12 protein-coding genes and 1 tRNA gene are annotated in these 15,093 nt (G+C 71.2%); 3 read left to right on the top strand and 10 right to left on the bottom strand.

The features are described 5' to 3' along the window. Positions 1-108: 108 nt before the first annotated feature. From V7E09_RS01735 to V7E09_RS01780, 10 genes are all read right to left on the bottom strand, one after another. Positions 109-1,344 (bottom strand): MFS transporter, encoded by a 1,236-nt coding sequence (locus tag V7E09_RS01735; protein ID WP_324522942.1) that lies wholly within the window; start codon positions 1,342-1,344, stop codon positions 109-111. Positions 1,345-1,356: 12 nt separating this feature from the next. Continuing rightward, positions 1,357-2,859: an ABC transporter ATP-binding protein gene (locus V7E09_RS01740; RefSeq protein ID WP_324510284.1), complete on the bottom strand. Its 1,503-nt coding sequence runs from the start codon at positions 2,857-2,859 to the stop codon at positions 1,357-1,359. Continuing rightward, positions 2,859-3,593, bottom strand: a complete 735-nt coding sequence (locus V7E09_RS01745) for an energy-coupling factor transporter transmembrane component T (RefSeq protein WP_324510285.1) — start codon at positions 3,591-3,593, stop codon at positions 2,859-2,861. Before V7E09_RS01745 ends, V7E09_RS01740 begins: the two co-directional genes overlap by 1 nt. A gap of 18 nt (positions 3,594-3,611) precedes the next feature. Then, positions 3,612-4,220 (bottom strand): MptD family putative ECF transporter S component, encoded by a 609-nt coding sequence (locus tag V7E09_RS01750; RefSeq protein WP_324510286.1) that lies wholly within the window; start codon positions 4,218-4,220, stop codon positions 3,612-3,614. 51 nt (positions 4,221-4,271) lie between these two features. Beyond that, positions 4,272-6,035, bottom strand: a complete 1,764-nt coding sequence (locus tag V7E09_RS01755) for an ABC transporter ATP-binding protein (protein WP_324510287.1) — start codon at positions 6,033-6,035, stop codon at positions 4,272-4,274. Beyond that, a complete protein-coding gene (locus V7E09_RS01760) occupies positions 6,032-7,672 on the bottom strand; it encodes an ABC transporter ATP-binding protein (protein ID WP_324510349.1) in 1,641 nt (546 codons plus the stop codon). The genes V7E09_RS01755 and V7E09_RS01760 overlap by 4 nt, the downstream gene beginning before the upstream one ends. Positions 7,673-7,855: 183 nt before the next feature. Continuing rightward, positions 7,856-8,563 (bottom strand): TetR family transcriptional regulator, encoded by a 708-nt coding sequence (locus tag V7E09_RS01765; RefSeq protein ID WP_324510288.1) that lies wholly within the window; start codon positions 8,561-8,563, stop codon positions 7,856-7,858. Positions 8,564-8,761: 198 nt separating this feature from the next. Further along, entirely contained in the window at positions 8,762-9,187 is a 426-nt protein-coding gene (locus V7E09_RS01770; protein WP_324510289.1) for a hypothetical protein, read from the bottom strand. Positions 9,188-9,230: 43 nt separating this feature from the next. After that, positions 9,231-9,303 (bottom strand) — tRNA-Ala (locus V7E09_RS01775). A 79-nt stretch (positions 9,304-9,382) separates the two neighbouring features. Further along, a complete protein-coding gene (locus tag V7E09_RS01780) occupies positions 9,383-9,934 on the bottom strand; it encodes a hypothetical protein (RefSeq protein WP_324510290.1) in 552 nt (183 codons plus the stop codon). Between the two features lie 107 nt (positions 9,935-10,041). On the opposite strand from V7E09_RS01780, the gene V7E09_RS01785 reads away from it, so the two are divergent. The 3 genes from V7E09_RS01785 to V7E09_RS01795 all read left to right on the top strand — a co-directional run bounded on the left by V7E09_RS01785 (position 10,042) and on the right by V7E09_RS01795 (position 15,040). Then, positions 10,042-10,992 carry a DUF4192 domain-containing protein gene (locus V7E09_RS01785; protein WP_324510291.1) on the top strand — a complete coding sequence of 317 codons (951 nt, stop codon included), beginning with the start codon at positions 10,042-10,044 and terminating at the stop codon, positions 10,990-10,992. Positions 10,993-12,041: 1,049 nt separating this feature from the next. Beyond that, positions 12,042-12,674, top strand: coding sequence for a helix-hairpin-helix domain-containing protein (locus V7E09_RS01790; RefSeq protein WP_324510292.1), 633 nt, complete (start codon positions 12,042-12,044; stop codon positions 12,672-12,674). Positions 12,675-12,760: 86 nt separating this feature from the next. Then, complete coding sequence (locus V7E09_RS01795; protein ID WP_324522943.1) at positions 12,761-15,040, top strand: ComEC/Rec2 family competence protein; 2,280 nt, start codon at positions 12,761-12,763, stop codon at positions 15,038-15,040. The last annotated feature ends 53 nt before the right edge of the window (positions 15,041-15,093 follow it).

The raw sequence follows: 15,093 nt of genomic DNA on the forward strand, positions 1-15,093 counted from the left end.
AGGTCACCCGCCGAGGCCCCGCCACCGCGCCGACCGCCTCCGAGATCGACGCCTTCCTGGCGAACTGGAGCGCCCAGGCGGACATGGCCTCCTCCTGAGAGACCGTTCTCACCCCGCTGGGGTCGGGGCCGTGCTTCGGAAGCGGGGATGAACCAGGACGAAACCGGTGACGAGCGCCATGATGCCGGTGGCGATGATGATCGGCAGCGGAGCCCACCACCCATAGAGCGCGGTGCCTGCCGTGGGGGCGATGACGAAGCTGAGGCCGCTGGTGGCGGCGGCGAGCCCGGCGAGCCCGCCTTGCTCCTCCCGGCTGACCAGCAGTGTCGGCCCGGCCGTGTAGCCGGGCGTCGCGACGCCGAGGCCGAAACCGATGAGCAAGATGGCGGCGAACAGTGCCACGGCACCGAGGTCGGGGATCAGCAGCGCGAACCCGAGGACGGCCACCGTGCCGCCGACGCGCAGCAGGGTGGGCGGCGTCCAGCGGCTGCGGGGAACGACGATCGCCTGGGCGACGATCATGCCCACCCCCGCGGCCAGCAGCACCCCGCCTGTGACGAGGCCGGTGGTGCGGGAGTCCAGGTGCAGGCGGTCCTGGACGATGAACCCGGCGATGACCTGAATGAAGCCGAGTGCGGTGAACATGCCGAATCCGGCGACCAGGAACGGCCACACCCGCGTATCGAACGGGCTGACGTGGGCGGGCCGCTCGATGAGTTCCTGGCTCGGTTCACGGCGCAGCCGGAAGATGAGAAGCAGGAGCGCGACGCACAACAGCAGCGGAACCACGATCAACGGGGTGAGGATCCCGGCCGCGGAGAGGACACCGCCCAGCACGGAGCCCCCCACCATGGCGATGCCCTGGACGGCGCCTACCCCGGCCAGGCCCTTCACGCGGGCTTCCCCGTCGGTCGTGACGTCGGCGATGTAGGCCTGGGCGGTGGGCGGGACGGCGGCCAGCGCCGTGCCGAATCCGATGCCCCGCAGCAGCACGAACAGCAGGAAGAGGGCGGTGCCGGTGATGACGCCCGTCATCCCCAGGTGGGCCAGCAGCGCGAAGAGCGCCATCACCGTGGTCCCGAGGGCGAAGGCGGCCACGAGGACCGGTTTGCGGCCCCAGGACTGGGATCGGCGCCCCCAGAACTGACTGGTGGCGACCACCATGATCGCGGCGGCGCTGATGGTGACGCCCACCTGCCATTCGGCCAGGCCCACCTCGCGCGACAGCGGCGCGATGATCGGGTTCAGCGTCATCTGGCCGAGGTAGGCGAGGAAGACCGCGGCCAGCAGGAGCGGGATCTGCGGCTTGTGGCGGGTGTCCGTCGCTGTCGGGTCTGTGTCCATGGGTGTGGTTCCTTACGAGGTCGGCTCGTGGGTGAGGTGGATGCGGGTGTGGGGGACTTCCTGGAGGAGTTCTTCGTCGTGAGTGGTGACGATCACCAGCGCCCCCGCAGCGGAGAGGTCTTCCAGGAGGTGGGCGACGCGCCGCATGTTGTCGGCGTCGAGTCCGCTGCTGGGCTCGTCGAAGACGAGGATGTCGGCGCCGCTGGCGACCGCCGCGGCGATCGCGAGGCGCTGTTTCTGCCCCCCGGACAGGCTCAGCGGGTGGTCGGAGTCGCGACCGGTCAGGCCCAGCTCGTCGAGGATCTGCCGGGAACGGTCGTCGGTGAGCTTCGGGTTGGAAAGCAGCAGCTCGTGGGCGACGGTGTCGCTGAAGAGCTGGTAGTCGGTGTCCTGCATCACGAAGAACGCCTGACGTACCCGCTGGCGTGTGGTCAGGGTCGCCCCGTCGACCTGGACGGCGCCCGAACGCAGCGGGGTGAGGCCGGCGATCACGCGGGCGAGCGTGGTTTTGCCCGCGCCGATGGGGCCCGTGATCGCGACGATCTCGCCGGGGCGGGCGGCGATGTCGCGGGTGAGCCGCTGCAGCACCGTCGCTCGTCCTGCCCGCGCCGTCGCCTCCTGAAGGGACAGCTTCCGGCCCGACGCCGAGTCGTTCGCGGCGCGCGTCCTCGGTTCTGCACGGTGAGTGATCGGCACCTGAATGTCCGGCTCGGCAGGCCGGGCGGTCGGCGCGTGCGCGCTCGGCTCAGCCGGGTCCGGGGTGGGGGCGTCGCGGGTGGCGCGCAAGCCCAGCTCCCGGAGCCGCTCGGCGGGCAACGCCCGGGCCACCGCCGCTGGCCATGCGTGGGTGATGGCCCCCTCGTCCAGGCGGACGATCCGGTCGGCGCGTCCGGTGAGGAACGCAAGGCGGTGCTCGGCGACGACGATGGTGTGGCCCAGATCGTGCAGCCGGTCGAGGACGGAGCCGAGCCGCGCGGTCGCGTCGGGGTCGAGGTTGGCTGAGGGCTCGTCCAAGAGGACGACGTCGGGGTGCGCGGCGATCGCCGAGGCGAGGGCGACGAGCTGCTTTTGCCCGGACGAGAGCCCGAAGATGGGTCGTCCGCGCAGGTTCCCGATGCCGGTGAGGCGGGCGGCCCGCGTCACATCGGCGTCGATCTGCGCGGTGGGCATGCCGAGGTTCTCGCACGCGAACGCGATCTCGTCGTCGACGGTGGTGGTGAAGAACTGGGAGCGCGGGTCCTGGAACACGACGCCGACGCGCTGCGCGATCTCCCAGCTCCGCATCGTCGCGATGTCGCTGTCGCCGATCCGCACGGTGCCGGTCAGGGTGCTCGGATAGGCGTGCGGAATCAGCCCGCACGCCGCCTTGACGAGGGTGGATTTGCCGCACCCGCTCGCCCCGGTCAGGACGACGAACTCGCCGGGCGCGATGGTCAGGCCGACCCCGGTGATGCTCGCCGCTTCGCGTCCGGCGTAGGTGAAGGTGACGTGGTCGAAGGTGACGCCCGTGCCCATCAGCGCACCACGCCGCCTTCGACGCCGACCACCACCGCGGTGGCGACCGCAAGGAGGGCGAGGTAGGCGGCGTCGGCCGCGCTGAAGCGGAGCGGGATGCGGGTGGTTCTGGTTCCGGGCCGTTCCAGTCCGCGCGTGATGGCGGCGGCGCTGAGCTCTTCGGCGATCGTCGTGCACCGCTGCACGAGCGGGACCACGACGAGTTCGGCCGTCCGGGCGGGGGCGCGCAGCAACGTGAGAGGGGTCAGCGGGATGCCTCGGGTGCGCAGCGCGTCGGCGATCTGGCGGAGTTCGTAGCCGATCGTGGGCGTGAACCGCAGCATCACCGCGAGCGTGACCGTGACGGCCCGCGGGACGCGGAGGCGCTCCAGGGCGGCCACGAAACGTGACACGCTCAGCGCCCGGGTGAACAGCAGGCCGGCGCCCATCAGCGGGCCGATGCGCACGAAGACGGTCAGCGTCGGGATCAGCAGGCTCAGCGGGGTCGCGGCCGCCCAGAGCTCGATCGACGCCCTCAGCCCGGCGAACACGACCCACAGGACGACCATCGCCGCACCCCCGCGCGGGCTCGCGACGACAGCGATGAATGCGGCTGTGAGGAGCACGAACACGGCGGTGGCTGCCAGCGTGTGCAGGCTGAACGTCACCGTGCCGATCAGCAGGATGTGCACCAGGACGGTCCGGGGATCCAGGACGATGCGTGGTCGCGGCGAGTGAACCGTTGCGGTGGTCACCAGGGGACCACTGGTCACCTATGCCTGCCCGGGTGAGAAGTGCTTGCGCAGCATGCGTCGCGCGAACAGCATGACCACCACCGCGAGGGCGACCATGACGCCGAGGGCGACGAGCGCCAGCTGGCTTTGCGCGGCACTGATCACGTCATTGATGTAGCCGGGGTCCTGCCCGATGCCCTCACCGGAGGCCCGGAACGAGTCGGCCGCGAACATCGCCGCGCCGAACACGCCGCCGTAGTTCGCGAGCGTGAACGCGATCCACGCACCCGTGATGCGGGAGAGCTTCGCGGCGCCGCCGCGGGCGAGCACCACCTCGCCGAACACTCCGGCGATCAGCATGAGCACCGTCAGCGGCCATCCTCCGAGCACGCCCCAGGCGACGCCAAAGATCGTGGCGGTCAGGAAGGCGGCTCCCCTCTTCTGCACGCGCGTGACGATGATCGCGTAGAACACGGCGCCCAGGAGCGCGAGGAGGGCCGGGTTGAAGAGGTACACCATCGGGTGGAGGGAGGTGACGGTTCCGGTGACGATGCTGAGCACGAACAGGAGGGCGGTGAAGATCCCGATCGTGGCGAGATCGCGCACCCCGAGGCGGTTGGTTGCGGTCGGGGCAGTCGGCGAGGACATGGCGGTGCCTTTCGAATGGGTTGGTCGCGGGTTCAGAGGAGGCGCGCGGTGTTAGGCGGTGACGACCGGCGCGCCCTGGTCGGCGTCGATCAGCCGCCAGCCCGCCGCCCGGGAGCGCTCGTTCCAGAAGTCGGCGTAGCGGCCCCCCGCAGCCAGGAGTTCGGGATGCCGGCCTCGCTCGACGATGGCGCCGTGCTCGTCGAGGACGAGGATCTGGTCGGCCTCGACGACCGTGGTGAGCTTGTGGGCGATCACCAGAAGCGTCGCCCGCTCCCGGAGCCGGGCCAGCGAGCGGTTCACGTAGCGTTCGTTTTCTGGATCCAGGGCGGCGGTGGCTTCGTCGAGCAAGACGATGGGGGCCTGCTTGAGGATCGCGCGGGCGATGGAGACGCGTTGGCGCTCACCCCCGGACAGGGCCGAGCCGCCCTCCCCGACGCGGGTGTCCCAGCCGTGCGGGAGCCGTTCGGCGATCTCGGTGACGCCTGCCAGCGCCGCGGCCTCGTCGATCTCCGCCTCGGTGGCGGCGGGGCGGCCCAGACGGATGTTGCCCCGCAGGGTGTCATCGAAGAGGTAGACGTCCTGGAACACCAGGGCGAGTTGCGCCATCAGATCCTCGGTGGTGAGGTCGCGCACGTCCGCCCCGCCGACGCGCACCGCGCCTGAGTCGACGTCGTAGAAGCGGGTGATGAGCCGCGTCATGGTCGTCTTGCCCGATCCTGACGGGCCCACCAAGGCCGTAAGGGTCTGGGGCTCGGCGGCAAAGGTGATGTCGGTCAGGACCGACGTGCCCGGCTCGTAACCGAAGTCGACCTTCTCGAACGTGACGCGTCCGGGCTGGGTCAGGGAAGTGGACGCTGCCGGGGCGTCCATCGGTGCGGTGTCCATCACCTCTTGGATGCGGGTGAGTTCGCCGCTGGCCGATCGGACGGCGCCGCCGAACTCGCCGATGTCGCTGAGGGGCTGCACGAACCGGGTCGCGATGCCGAGCAGCGCCAGCAGGTCGACGCCGCTGAGCGTGCCGCCCAGGGCGAGGAAGGCGGCGAGGACGATGACCGCCGCGAAGACGAACTGGATGACGATCGTGTTGAGCAGGAGGCCGAGCAGCGAGTCCGTCAGGCTGGTGCGCACCGCGCGTTGCTGCGCCTCGATGGCGTCGTCCAGGGGCTGGTACCGTCCGCCGCCGGTGCGTCCGGCCGCGCGGAGGGCTCCCTGGTTCCGGGCGAACTCGATGACCCGGTCGCTGGCTTCGACCGCCGTGTCGTGGGTGCGCTGTTCGCTGCGCGCGACGAACCAGGCGGCGAGCCGTCCACCGGCCCAGATGAGCGGGGAGGATGCGACGAGGACGAGCCCCAGGCGCCAGTCGAAGAACAGCATCAAGACGGCGACGGTGGCGGGCGCAGCGATGGCGACGGCGAGCGGCGTCATCAGGTGGGCGGCCGCGGTGCCTGCGGCCAGGGTGCCCTTCGACGCGATCTGGGCGATGCTGCCGACGCGTCCGGCGAACCAGCCGAGCGGCAGGCGGACGAGGTGGTCGCCGATGTTGAGGTGCATGGTGCGCAGCACGGTGATCGCGATGGAGAAGCCGCGCATCGCCTGCACGTAGTGCGCGACGGCGCACAGCAGCACGACCAGCGCCAGCACGCCGATCCACCGCCATGTGGCCGGGTAGTCGCCCGCGACCAGGCTGCGCGCAATCGGAACGAGCAGGCTCACGGCCGCGCCCTGGAGGATGCCGTAGGCGGCCACCCAGATGAGGAAAACGGTGTAGCCGCGCTGATGGTCGGGGCCCAGGATGGTGCGAAGCTGGCGGATCATGCCAGTGCTCCTTCGTGATCGGGTGTCGGCTCGTAGGCGCGCCACATGCGTGCGTAGAGGCCTGCTTCGGCGAGGAGTTCCTCATGCGTGCCGGATTCCGCGACGCGTCCCCGGTCCAGGACGACGATCCGGTCTGCGCCGGCGATGGTCGCCAGCCGGTGCGCGATCACCAGGAGCGTGCGTCCGGGGACGAGGTGGGCGAGGGCGTCTTGGATGCGGGCCTCTGACTCGGGGTCGGCGAAGGCGGTCGCCTCGTCGAGGATGAGGACCGGAGGATCCGCGAGGATCGCCCGCGCGATCGAGACGCGTTGGCCTTCGCCGCCTGAGAGCAGCGCGTCCTCCCCGATGACGGAGTCGTAGCCGCGCGGCAGCGCGAGGATGCGCTCATCGATCTGCGCCGCCCGGGCCGCGGTACGCACCTGCTCCAGCGAGGCGTCCGGAAGCGCCAGCCGGATGTTGTCGGCGACGCTGGCCCGCACGAGCTGCACGTCTTGGAGGACCATCCCGACGTGCCGGTAGAGCTCGGCGGTCGCGATGTTGCGCAGATCCACGCCACCCAGCAGGATCCGCCCCGCCTCGACATCGTGGAAGCGCGCCAGGAGGGTGGCCAGCGTCGATTTGCCGGAGCCCGAGGGGCCCACCAGCGCGGTGACGGTCCCGGGTTCCAGGTCGAGGGTGATGTCGTTCAGCACCCGGTGTTCGCCGTCGTAGCTGAAGCCGACCCCCTCGAAACGCACCTGGGCCGACGTCGGGGTCTGGGGGTCTGCCGGTTCGGGAAGGACGGGGGTGTCGAGCAGGGTGACCAGCCGGCCGGCGGCGGCCGCGGCCTGGCGGCGTGCCTGCATGCTGAAGCTGACGGTCATGATGGCCGTGGGCAGGGTCATCGCCACGAGGGCGGCGACGACGGCGTCCACGGGGTTGACCCAGCCGGAACTCACGAACCAGGTGCTTCCGATCAGGTTGACCAGCAGCACGACCGGGGCGGAGATGGCGATGGTGGCCAGGGCGTCGGTGCGCAGCATCGGTCGTACCCAGGCGCCGTACGCGTCCCCGAACTCGATCGCCGCCTCGCGATAGGCCTGATGGGCGCGTCCGGTCTGGCCGAAGGTCTTGACGACCGCGATGCCGGAGACGAACTCGACGATGGTCTGGCTGATCTTGGCGATGCCCGCGTTCATCTCGCGCATCTTCTCGCCCAAACCGCGCGTCATAGATGCGTAGACGGCCAGGTATATGGGGATCGTGATCACCCCGAGGATCGCGAGGCGCCAATCCAGCCACAGCAGGTAGCCGATGCCAGCCAGCGGCACGGTGATCGCGGCGGTCGTCTCCACGGCGCCGTGCGCGACGAGGTAGTGGATGTCGTTGATGTCGTTCTGGGTGGCTTTACGCACCAGTCCCGAGGAATGCTGGGTGAACCAGCCCAGCGGCACCCGGCCGAGCCGCTCCACGATGCGACGGCGCAGGATGCCTTGCATGCGCGTGTCGGCGAAGTGCGTCACCGACAACGCGCCGCCGCTCAGCACCGTACGGAGCACGAACCCCCCGACGACGACCCCGGCGATGGCCCACACGGTCCCTGCGGGAGCGGCGGCCCCCTGGGCGATGAAGAGTTTCGCGAGCTCCGCGATCCCGATGTAGGGGGGCGATCGCGGCGACGGAGCCGACGATCTGCAGCAGCACCGCGGTCACGATGGCCCCGCGCACCGGGGAGATGAGCGCGGAGAGCGCCTGCGGATCGGGAGCCTCCACGCCCTTCTCTTCGGTGGCTTCGTTCTTTGCGGACGCCTCAGTCGGCGGGTCTGCATGGGTGGTCGTGGTCATCGCTGCTCCTCGTGGGTGTGCTCGGGGGCGAGTTCGTGGTCGATTCCGGCCAAGACGATGCGCAGCTTCCCGTGGAACCACGCCGCCGGATCCTCGCGGATGGCCCGCACCATCTCCCCGCGTAGTTGCGCCGCGGCCTCGCTGGAGCCGTGCTGCGTGGCCCATTCGGCCTCCATCGCTTGGCGCACGGAGGCGGGCTGCGACTCCAACGTGGCGGCCATCGCCTCGACGCCGCGTCGGCTGTCGGCGGCCAAATCAAAGACCAGGTCGACGGCGAGCACCGCATTGCGCGGTGAGAAACCGCGGTCGACCAGGGCGAGCCCGATGCGATCCGATAACTCCACCATCGACGCGGGCACCACGCCACGGGTGGCCTCGGTCACCGCACCGGGGTAATGCTCCCAGGCGTGCCAGGACGCCAGCGACCACCGCTCCAGCAACTCGCGCCAGGAACCCTCCAGGTCGGGCCACTCGATGCGCCGCAACGCCAGATCCAGCCCCATCCGGACCAGCGCGTCACGATTCGCAGCATGCCGGTACAAGGTGGCCTGCCCGACGCTCAGCCGCTCGGCGACACCGGCGAAGGTCAGATCCCGGAACCCGACCGCGAGCACCGCCTCGGCGATCTCTGCCTCTCCGATGGCCGGCGGACGGCCCGGCCGACGCCGGCCCCGGCCCCAGGCCGTACTTCCTCTTAGGGTCACCTAAGTAGATTAAGATAGATAGCTCTCGAAAACAACGCGTGTCAGCAGGTGGGACTGGACGCATGGATAGGCGCGGGCCGCCCGGGAGCAGCAACCTCGAGTGAGGGTGCATGAGGTCCGCCCCCGGTTCGACAGCCTCGATGGGTGGAAGGTTGGCGCATCACACGGCCCGTGACAACGGCGAGAGCGTCATGTCGATCACCCGTATCGCCCAAGGTCCGATGTCACGACGCTTGTCTTCCTCGGCCGCGCCGCCAAGAAGACCGCCTGCACCTGCTCGCCGCGCACTTCGCCGACGCCATCGACCTCGACGCATTGAAGCGCCACCAAGACCGCATCCGTGCGGGCCTGGCCGACGTGAACCGCCGCGCCGTCGAGCACAGCGAGCATCACACGGGCGGGCGGGCGTTCCTCCATGACTCGCTGCGGCTGCTGACCGATGCACACCACGCCTACACGCACTCGGGCGACGCCGACAGGCGGATCGCGAACCAAGCCTTCTACACGCGCATGGACATCACCGACGACGAACAGCTCCGCCCCACACTCGCCGAGCCCTTCGCCACGATCTTCCGCGAAGCCCACCAGGGCGGCAATGAAGGCAAGGAAGCGAAACGGGAACACTCAACATCTTTCGATGTCGCGTGTTCCCGTAAGACACTTTGGGTGGAGCTAAGGGGATTCGAACCCCTGACCTCTTCCATGCCATGGAAGCGCGCTACCAACTGCGCCATAGCCCCAGGTTTCCCTGCGGAACGAGGTAGAACGTTACCTCCTCGCGGGGAGTTCCGCCAAATCGTTGCCGCAGGGGTGGGCTCGTCAGCCCGTGATCGGCAGGGCGGACATCTGGCGTCCGGCCTGGGTGGTCAGGATGAGGGTGGCGTCGCCGCGGGGGATCTCGAATCGCACGTAGCCGGTCGCCACTTCGCCGGCGGCCAGGCGTCCGGTGTCGAGTTCGGGGGCGGGGGCACCCGGGGAGGGATCGTAGACCTGCGTGCCCATGTTGGAGAACATCACGAATCCGTAGGTGATGGCGCCCTGATCGGCGGTGACCTTCACCCGGACCACTAGAGACTCGTCGCTCTCCCACGAGTGGCTGAGCACCTCCCAGCGTCCGGTGCTGTTGGTGGCGCCCGGCAACGAGAAGGGCATGCCGGGACCGGCCGAATCGGTCGGCGCGGAGGCGCTGGGAGAGGGGGCGGGCGTGCTGGTGCCCGGCCGGATGAACACCACCGCAAAGACGGCGGCCACCACCACAACGGCGAGCGCGATGAGCCAGCGGGCACTGCGGGGACGCTTCGGCGGGGCGTAGGCGTTGATGTCGACGGGGCGGCGCTGGTAGGGATCCTGCTGCGGCCACTGTTGCGTCATGCGGCGAGGCTACCTGACCGGTCGCCACCCCACCGCTGTCGGCTGTGGATGGCCCGCCAGCCTGTGGATCATGGCTCCAGAGCGCGGCGCCGGCCCAACTGTCCGGCATGAGTCATCCTGACCTCGAGCGACTCACCATCGCCACCACGACCGACCTGGTCGAGATCCTGCCCATGCTCTTGGGGTTCCACCCCGAGGAGTCCCTCGTCGTGGTCGCCGTCGATGCCAACCAGGTCGTCGTCACTGCGCGCACCGACCTACCAGGCCCGACCAGCACCCTCAGCCCGGCACTCGGCCAGTTGTGGGCCCGCTTCCCGAGTGCATGTTTCGTGTTCATCGGGCTGTCCTCGCGCCCGCACCGCGCCTGGGAGGCCCTGCGAGCGTTGGACGCGGACCTGCCCGAGGGCACGCAACGGCGCTACCTCGTCGCCGACGGCGAACGCTGGTACGAGGCACCCACCGACCCGACGGGCACCCCCTATGACCGGGTCGGCAACGTCCACCTGGCCCGGGCTGCGTTCGGAGGGCGTCCGGTGCGCTCCAGCCGCGACGAACTCACCGCACTGCTGGAGCCCGCCTGGTCCCCGGCTGACGTCCGGGCGGCACTCGTGCGGGTGGAGGCGCGGCTCGGCGGGGTGAGGGATCTGCGGGCGCGCGCCGACGCGCTCCTGGCCGCCCACACGCTGGAAGGCCCTGACCTCACCCTCGACGACGCGACGCTGCTGTGCCTGGCCTCTCACGACCAGGACTTCCTCGACGCCCACCTGTGGGCCCTCACGAAGGACACGGCGGCCACTCACCAGAGGTTGTGGCTGCAGGTGGTGCGCGGCAGCGTCCCAGCCTGCTCGGGCGGGGCACTGATCGGGCTGGGGATCAGCGCCTGGCTGGCGGGGGAGGGTGCCGTGCACACGGTCTGCCTGGAGAAACTCGGCCGGGTCGCCGGGCCGCCCGACTGGGTGGATCTCCTCGACCTGATCAACACCGCCGCCCTCAGCCCCGACGACTGGGAGACGCTGCGAGAACAGAGGCGGACGCTGCTCCCCCTCTTCGGAGGCTAGGGGAGCGACAGCTGGAACGAGGAGCAAATGCCGCCAGGCGGCGAGACCGCGGTAGAAACCGAATCGCCGTCGAAGCATCGCTCGGGGAAAGCCTCGTTCGGGGAAGCGACGAAGGGTTCGGGGAAGCGACGACGGAGTGTCCCAGGCAGGGAGCACCTAACGCCCCTGCCATGAGGCATGGAACCCGGCCACCGAGCCGGTGTCCAAGGCGCTGCCGTGCGCTGTCGCTGTTGCTGTCACGCACCACGAGCTGCTCCACAGTCGACTCAATGTCGAGGGCGACGACACCTCTGTGCATCAGATGGGTGCCCAACCCGCATCCGCTCGCCTGGAATGACACGTTCCACCAGGGGGCGATGAGGCTCGTGGGGACCAACGGCGCCGTGCCGAGGATCTGCAGGCTAGTGCGCGTCACTGCAGACGGAAGGCTGTGGATGAGCAGACGTCGAATCCCGGTTATCCACATTCGCGGGCGATGCTGACGCTGCGGCGGGGCCGCCGCCCAATCTTGCGGCATGAGTAGGAACGCAGGGTCGCGCGAGGCAGTCCGGGCCAGGCTCGACGCGCTGCTGGACGATGTCCGGGGCGCGCGTCGCGCCGAACCGGACACGGGCGAGCCGTGGCGGGAGCCGGAGAACGCCGCTGAGTGGGCGCCGCCCGCGTCGAGGGGGCGTATCCCTCCTTCGAGCGCCTCCCCGGCCCATGAGCCGGGGTATCCGGTGCGCCCCGCGGCCACGACGGGGCGCCTGGTATCGGGGGCCAGCCGGTTCGCCCCGGCGACCAGCCGAACCACGACCGACGCCGATCACGGGCTGCCGCCGTCGCCGACACCCGACCCCGGCCCGATCCCCGCCGGTGCCGGGTTCCCCCGTCCCCGCGGCGAGGCCCCTCCAGGGCCCGGTGCGCGCGGTGTGGACCGTCGAGGCCCTGCCTTCCACGCTGCCGATCTTCGAGAACGCGGACTCGAAATCGGACAGCCCGACGACGGTGCGGGTGGACGGCCGAGGCGGGCTGACGTCTGCCGAGGAACGGTTCGCCCCGCAGCGGACGTGGGGGCCGCCCTCCTGGCGCGGTTCACCGGCCGTCACCTCGTGGTCGTCGCGGCGATCGGGTTGATCGGGCTCGTGGCCGCGGTGTGGACGATGAGCCAGGCACGCGCCATCCCGGTCGAGGCGGCCACCCCCACCCCACTGGCGACGACGGCCCCGCTCACCTCCGAGGCGAGCGCGACCCCGCAGCCGACCATCCGGGTCCATGTCGTGGGGGCCGTCGCACGGCCCGGAGTGGTCAGCGTGCCCGAGGGGGCACGGGTCGAGGACGCCCTGGCCGCGGCCGGTGGTCTGCTGCCGCAGGCACGACCGGGGGAGCTCAACCTCGCGCAGGTCCTGAGCGATGGGGCGCAGATCCTGATCGGAACCGGCGAGGCCAGTGGCGAGGTTCGAGGCGACACGGGCACGTCGGCCGCGGCGGGCACGGGTGCGGCCGCGGGCACGCCAGTGGACCTCAACAAGGCCAATGCCGAGCAGTTGGACGGCTTGCCGGGGGTGGGTCCGGTGACGGCGCAGCGCATCCTGGCCTGGCGGGAGGCACATGGCCGGTTCACGCGCGTCGACGAACTGGCTGAGGTCGAGGGGATCGGGGCCAAGACGCTCGAGCGGCTCACTCCGCTCGTGCGCGTATGAACGCCGCCGTCTCCGGGCCTGGGCCGGAGCCGAGGCCACCCCCTGGCGAGGAGGATGCACCCGCCGGGCCGGTGGCGGTGTGGGTGATGCCGCTGCTGGCGGGGGCGGTCTGGGGGATGACGGCGGCGATCCGATCCGAGGCCGCGGCAGCGATCGTCGTCGCCGGGATCCTCGTCGTGGTGGTCGGGCTGCTGGCCTGGCGACGCCGCAGCGTCGTCGCAGCAGCCGTGGCCTGCTTGGGTGCCCTGTGTGCGCTCTCGGGCGTGGTGCACGCCGCCGCGTCCACCTTCGATCCGGTGGCGGCCCTGGCTCGGGAGGGGGCGAGCGCGACGGTGGTGGTCCAGGTGGGAGCGGGCCGCACCTGGGAGGCCACCGCCACCCGTCCGGCGTTGTGGCGTGGGACGGCGACGCTGCAGCACCTGCAGGCCCGCGGGCAGGCATGGGACTCAAGGGCCGACGTGGTCGTGATGGCCACCGGGGACGCCGCCCGCACGTGGGCGGAACTGCAGCTGGGGGCGCGCGTCACGACATCAGCCCGCCTGCAGGAGCCCGAGCCCGGGGAGGCCGCCTGGGCCGTGGTGCGGGTGCGCGGCGCCCCGAGCGACGTGGCGGACGCCGGACTGCCGTGGAACGTGGTGGGGGCCCTGCGCGAGGGGCTGCGCGCCGCGTGCGCGCCGCTGCCCGAAGACGCGCGTGCTCTCGTGCCCGCGCTGGTGGTGGGCGACACCGAGGCCATGAGCGATGACCTGCGGGATCGGTTCGTCGCCACCGGGCTCACCCACCTGACGGCTGTGTCCGGCGCCAACCTGACGCTGATGCTCGGCTTCCTGCGGCTGCTCGCCGTGTGGGTGGGCGTGCGAGGCCGATGGATCGCCGTCGTGTTGTCGGGCGGGGTGGCCGGGTTCGTGCTGTTGTGCCTGGGGGAGCCGAGCGTGCTGCGCGCCGCGGCGATGGGACTGGTGGGCCTGGCGGCGCTCGGGCACGGGGGCGGGCCACGCGCTGGGGTGCGGCGCCTCGCGGTCGCTGTCATCGTGGTGGTGCTGCTCGCCCCGGCCATGGCCCTGTCGGTGGGGTTTGCCCTGTCGGTGCTCGCCACCGGCGGGCTGCTGTGGTGGGCGCGTCCCTTTGCCGAGGCGCTGGGCCGATGGCTGCCGCGGTGGCTGGCCGATGCGCTCGCAGTCCCGCTGGCGGCCCAGGTGGCGACCGAACCTGTCGTGGTGGCGCTCGCCGGGCAGGTGAGCGTCGTGGCGGTCCTGGCGAACCTGGCCGCGGCACCCTTCGTCGGCCCGGCGACCGTCCTGGGGTTGGGGGCGACCCTGGCCGCGCCGGTGCTGATGCCGCTCGCCCACGGACTCGCCTGGCTGGCCGGGTGGTGCGCGGTCGGGATCGCGCAGGTGGCGCGCTGGGGCGAAGCATTGCCCGGGGCCGCAGTTCCACTGCATGCCGACCTCGGCGCCCAGGCGGTGGTGGCGGCGATGTGTCTGCTGGCAGCCGCCGTGCTGCCCGCGATCCTGCGCCGACCGATCGCCACGCTGACGCTGGCCGGTGCCCTGGCGGTGGCGCTGGTGCGGCCCCCGGTGAGCCCAGGCTGGCCCGATCCCGGGTGGCGGGTGGCGACCTGCGATGTCGGGCAAGGTGACGCCACCATCGTGCGGACGGGCCCCCGGCAGGCCGCCGTGATCGACACCGGTCCCGACCCGCGGCTGCTGAGCCGCTGCCTGGACCAACTCGGCGTGGAGGCCGTCCCGTTGCTGATCCTGACCCATCTGCACGCCGACCATGCGGGCGGGCTCACCGCGCTGACCGGCCGCGGAGTCGCCATGGTGGTGACCTCCAGCGTCCGGACGCCCGCGGCGGCTGACCGGTCGATCGGCGAGGTGCTGCCCGGGGTGCCGCGCGTCGTCGCGGCGGGAGGCGAGCGGTGGGGGCTGGGTGCGGCCACGCTCACCATCGTCGCGGCGCCCCGCCCGGCGACGATCACCACCCACTCCGAGGGCGAGTCCTCCGCGGAGAACGATGCGTCGCTCCTGATCCGGGCGGAGGTCGACGGGCTCAGCCTCGTGGTGGCCGGCGACGCCGAAGAGTCGACGCAGACGTCCCACGCGCGCCTGGGGGCCGCGGTGGATGCGGACGTCCTGGTGGTGCCCCATCACGGCTCAAGACGCCACAGCGCCGCCTTCTTCGACGCGGTCAGCCCGACAGTGGCGCTGATCAGCGTCGGTGCCGGCAACGACTACGGGCACCCGGCGGACTCGACGGTGCGCGCGGTCACGCAGACCGGTGCCCGCGTGTTCCGCACCGATGAACACGGCAGCATCACCGTTGCGCCCGCACCTGGGGGCCTGTCCGTCACCCCGCAGCGATGAGCCGGCGCCAAGCTGGCAGCTTCCAGGGCGAGACCACCGCACCAGTCTCAACG

Origin of the sequence: Propioniciclava sp. (genome assembly GCF_036744435.1) — a bacterium.
In the GTDB taxonomy this organism is placed as follows: Bacteria; Actinomycetota; Actinomycetes; order Propionibacteriales; family Propionibacteriaceae; genus Propioniciclava.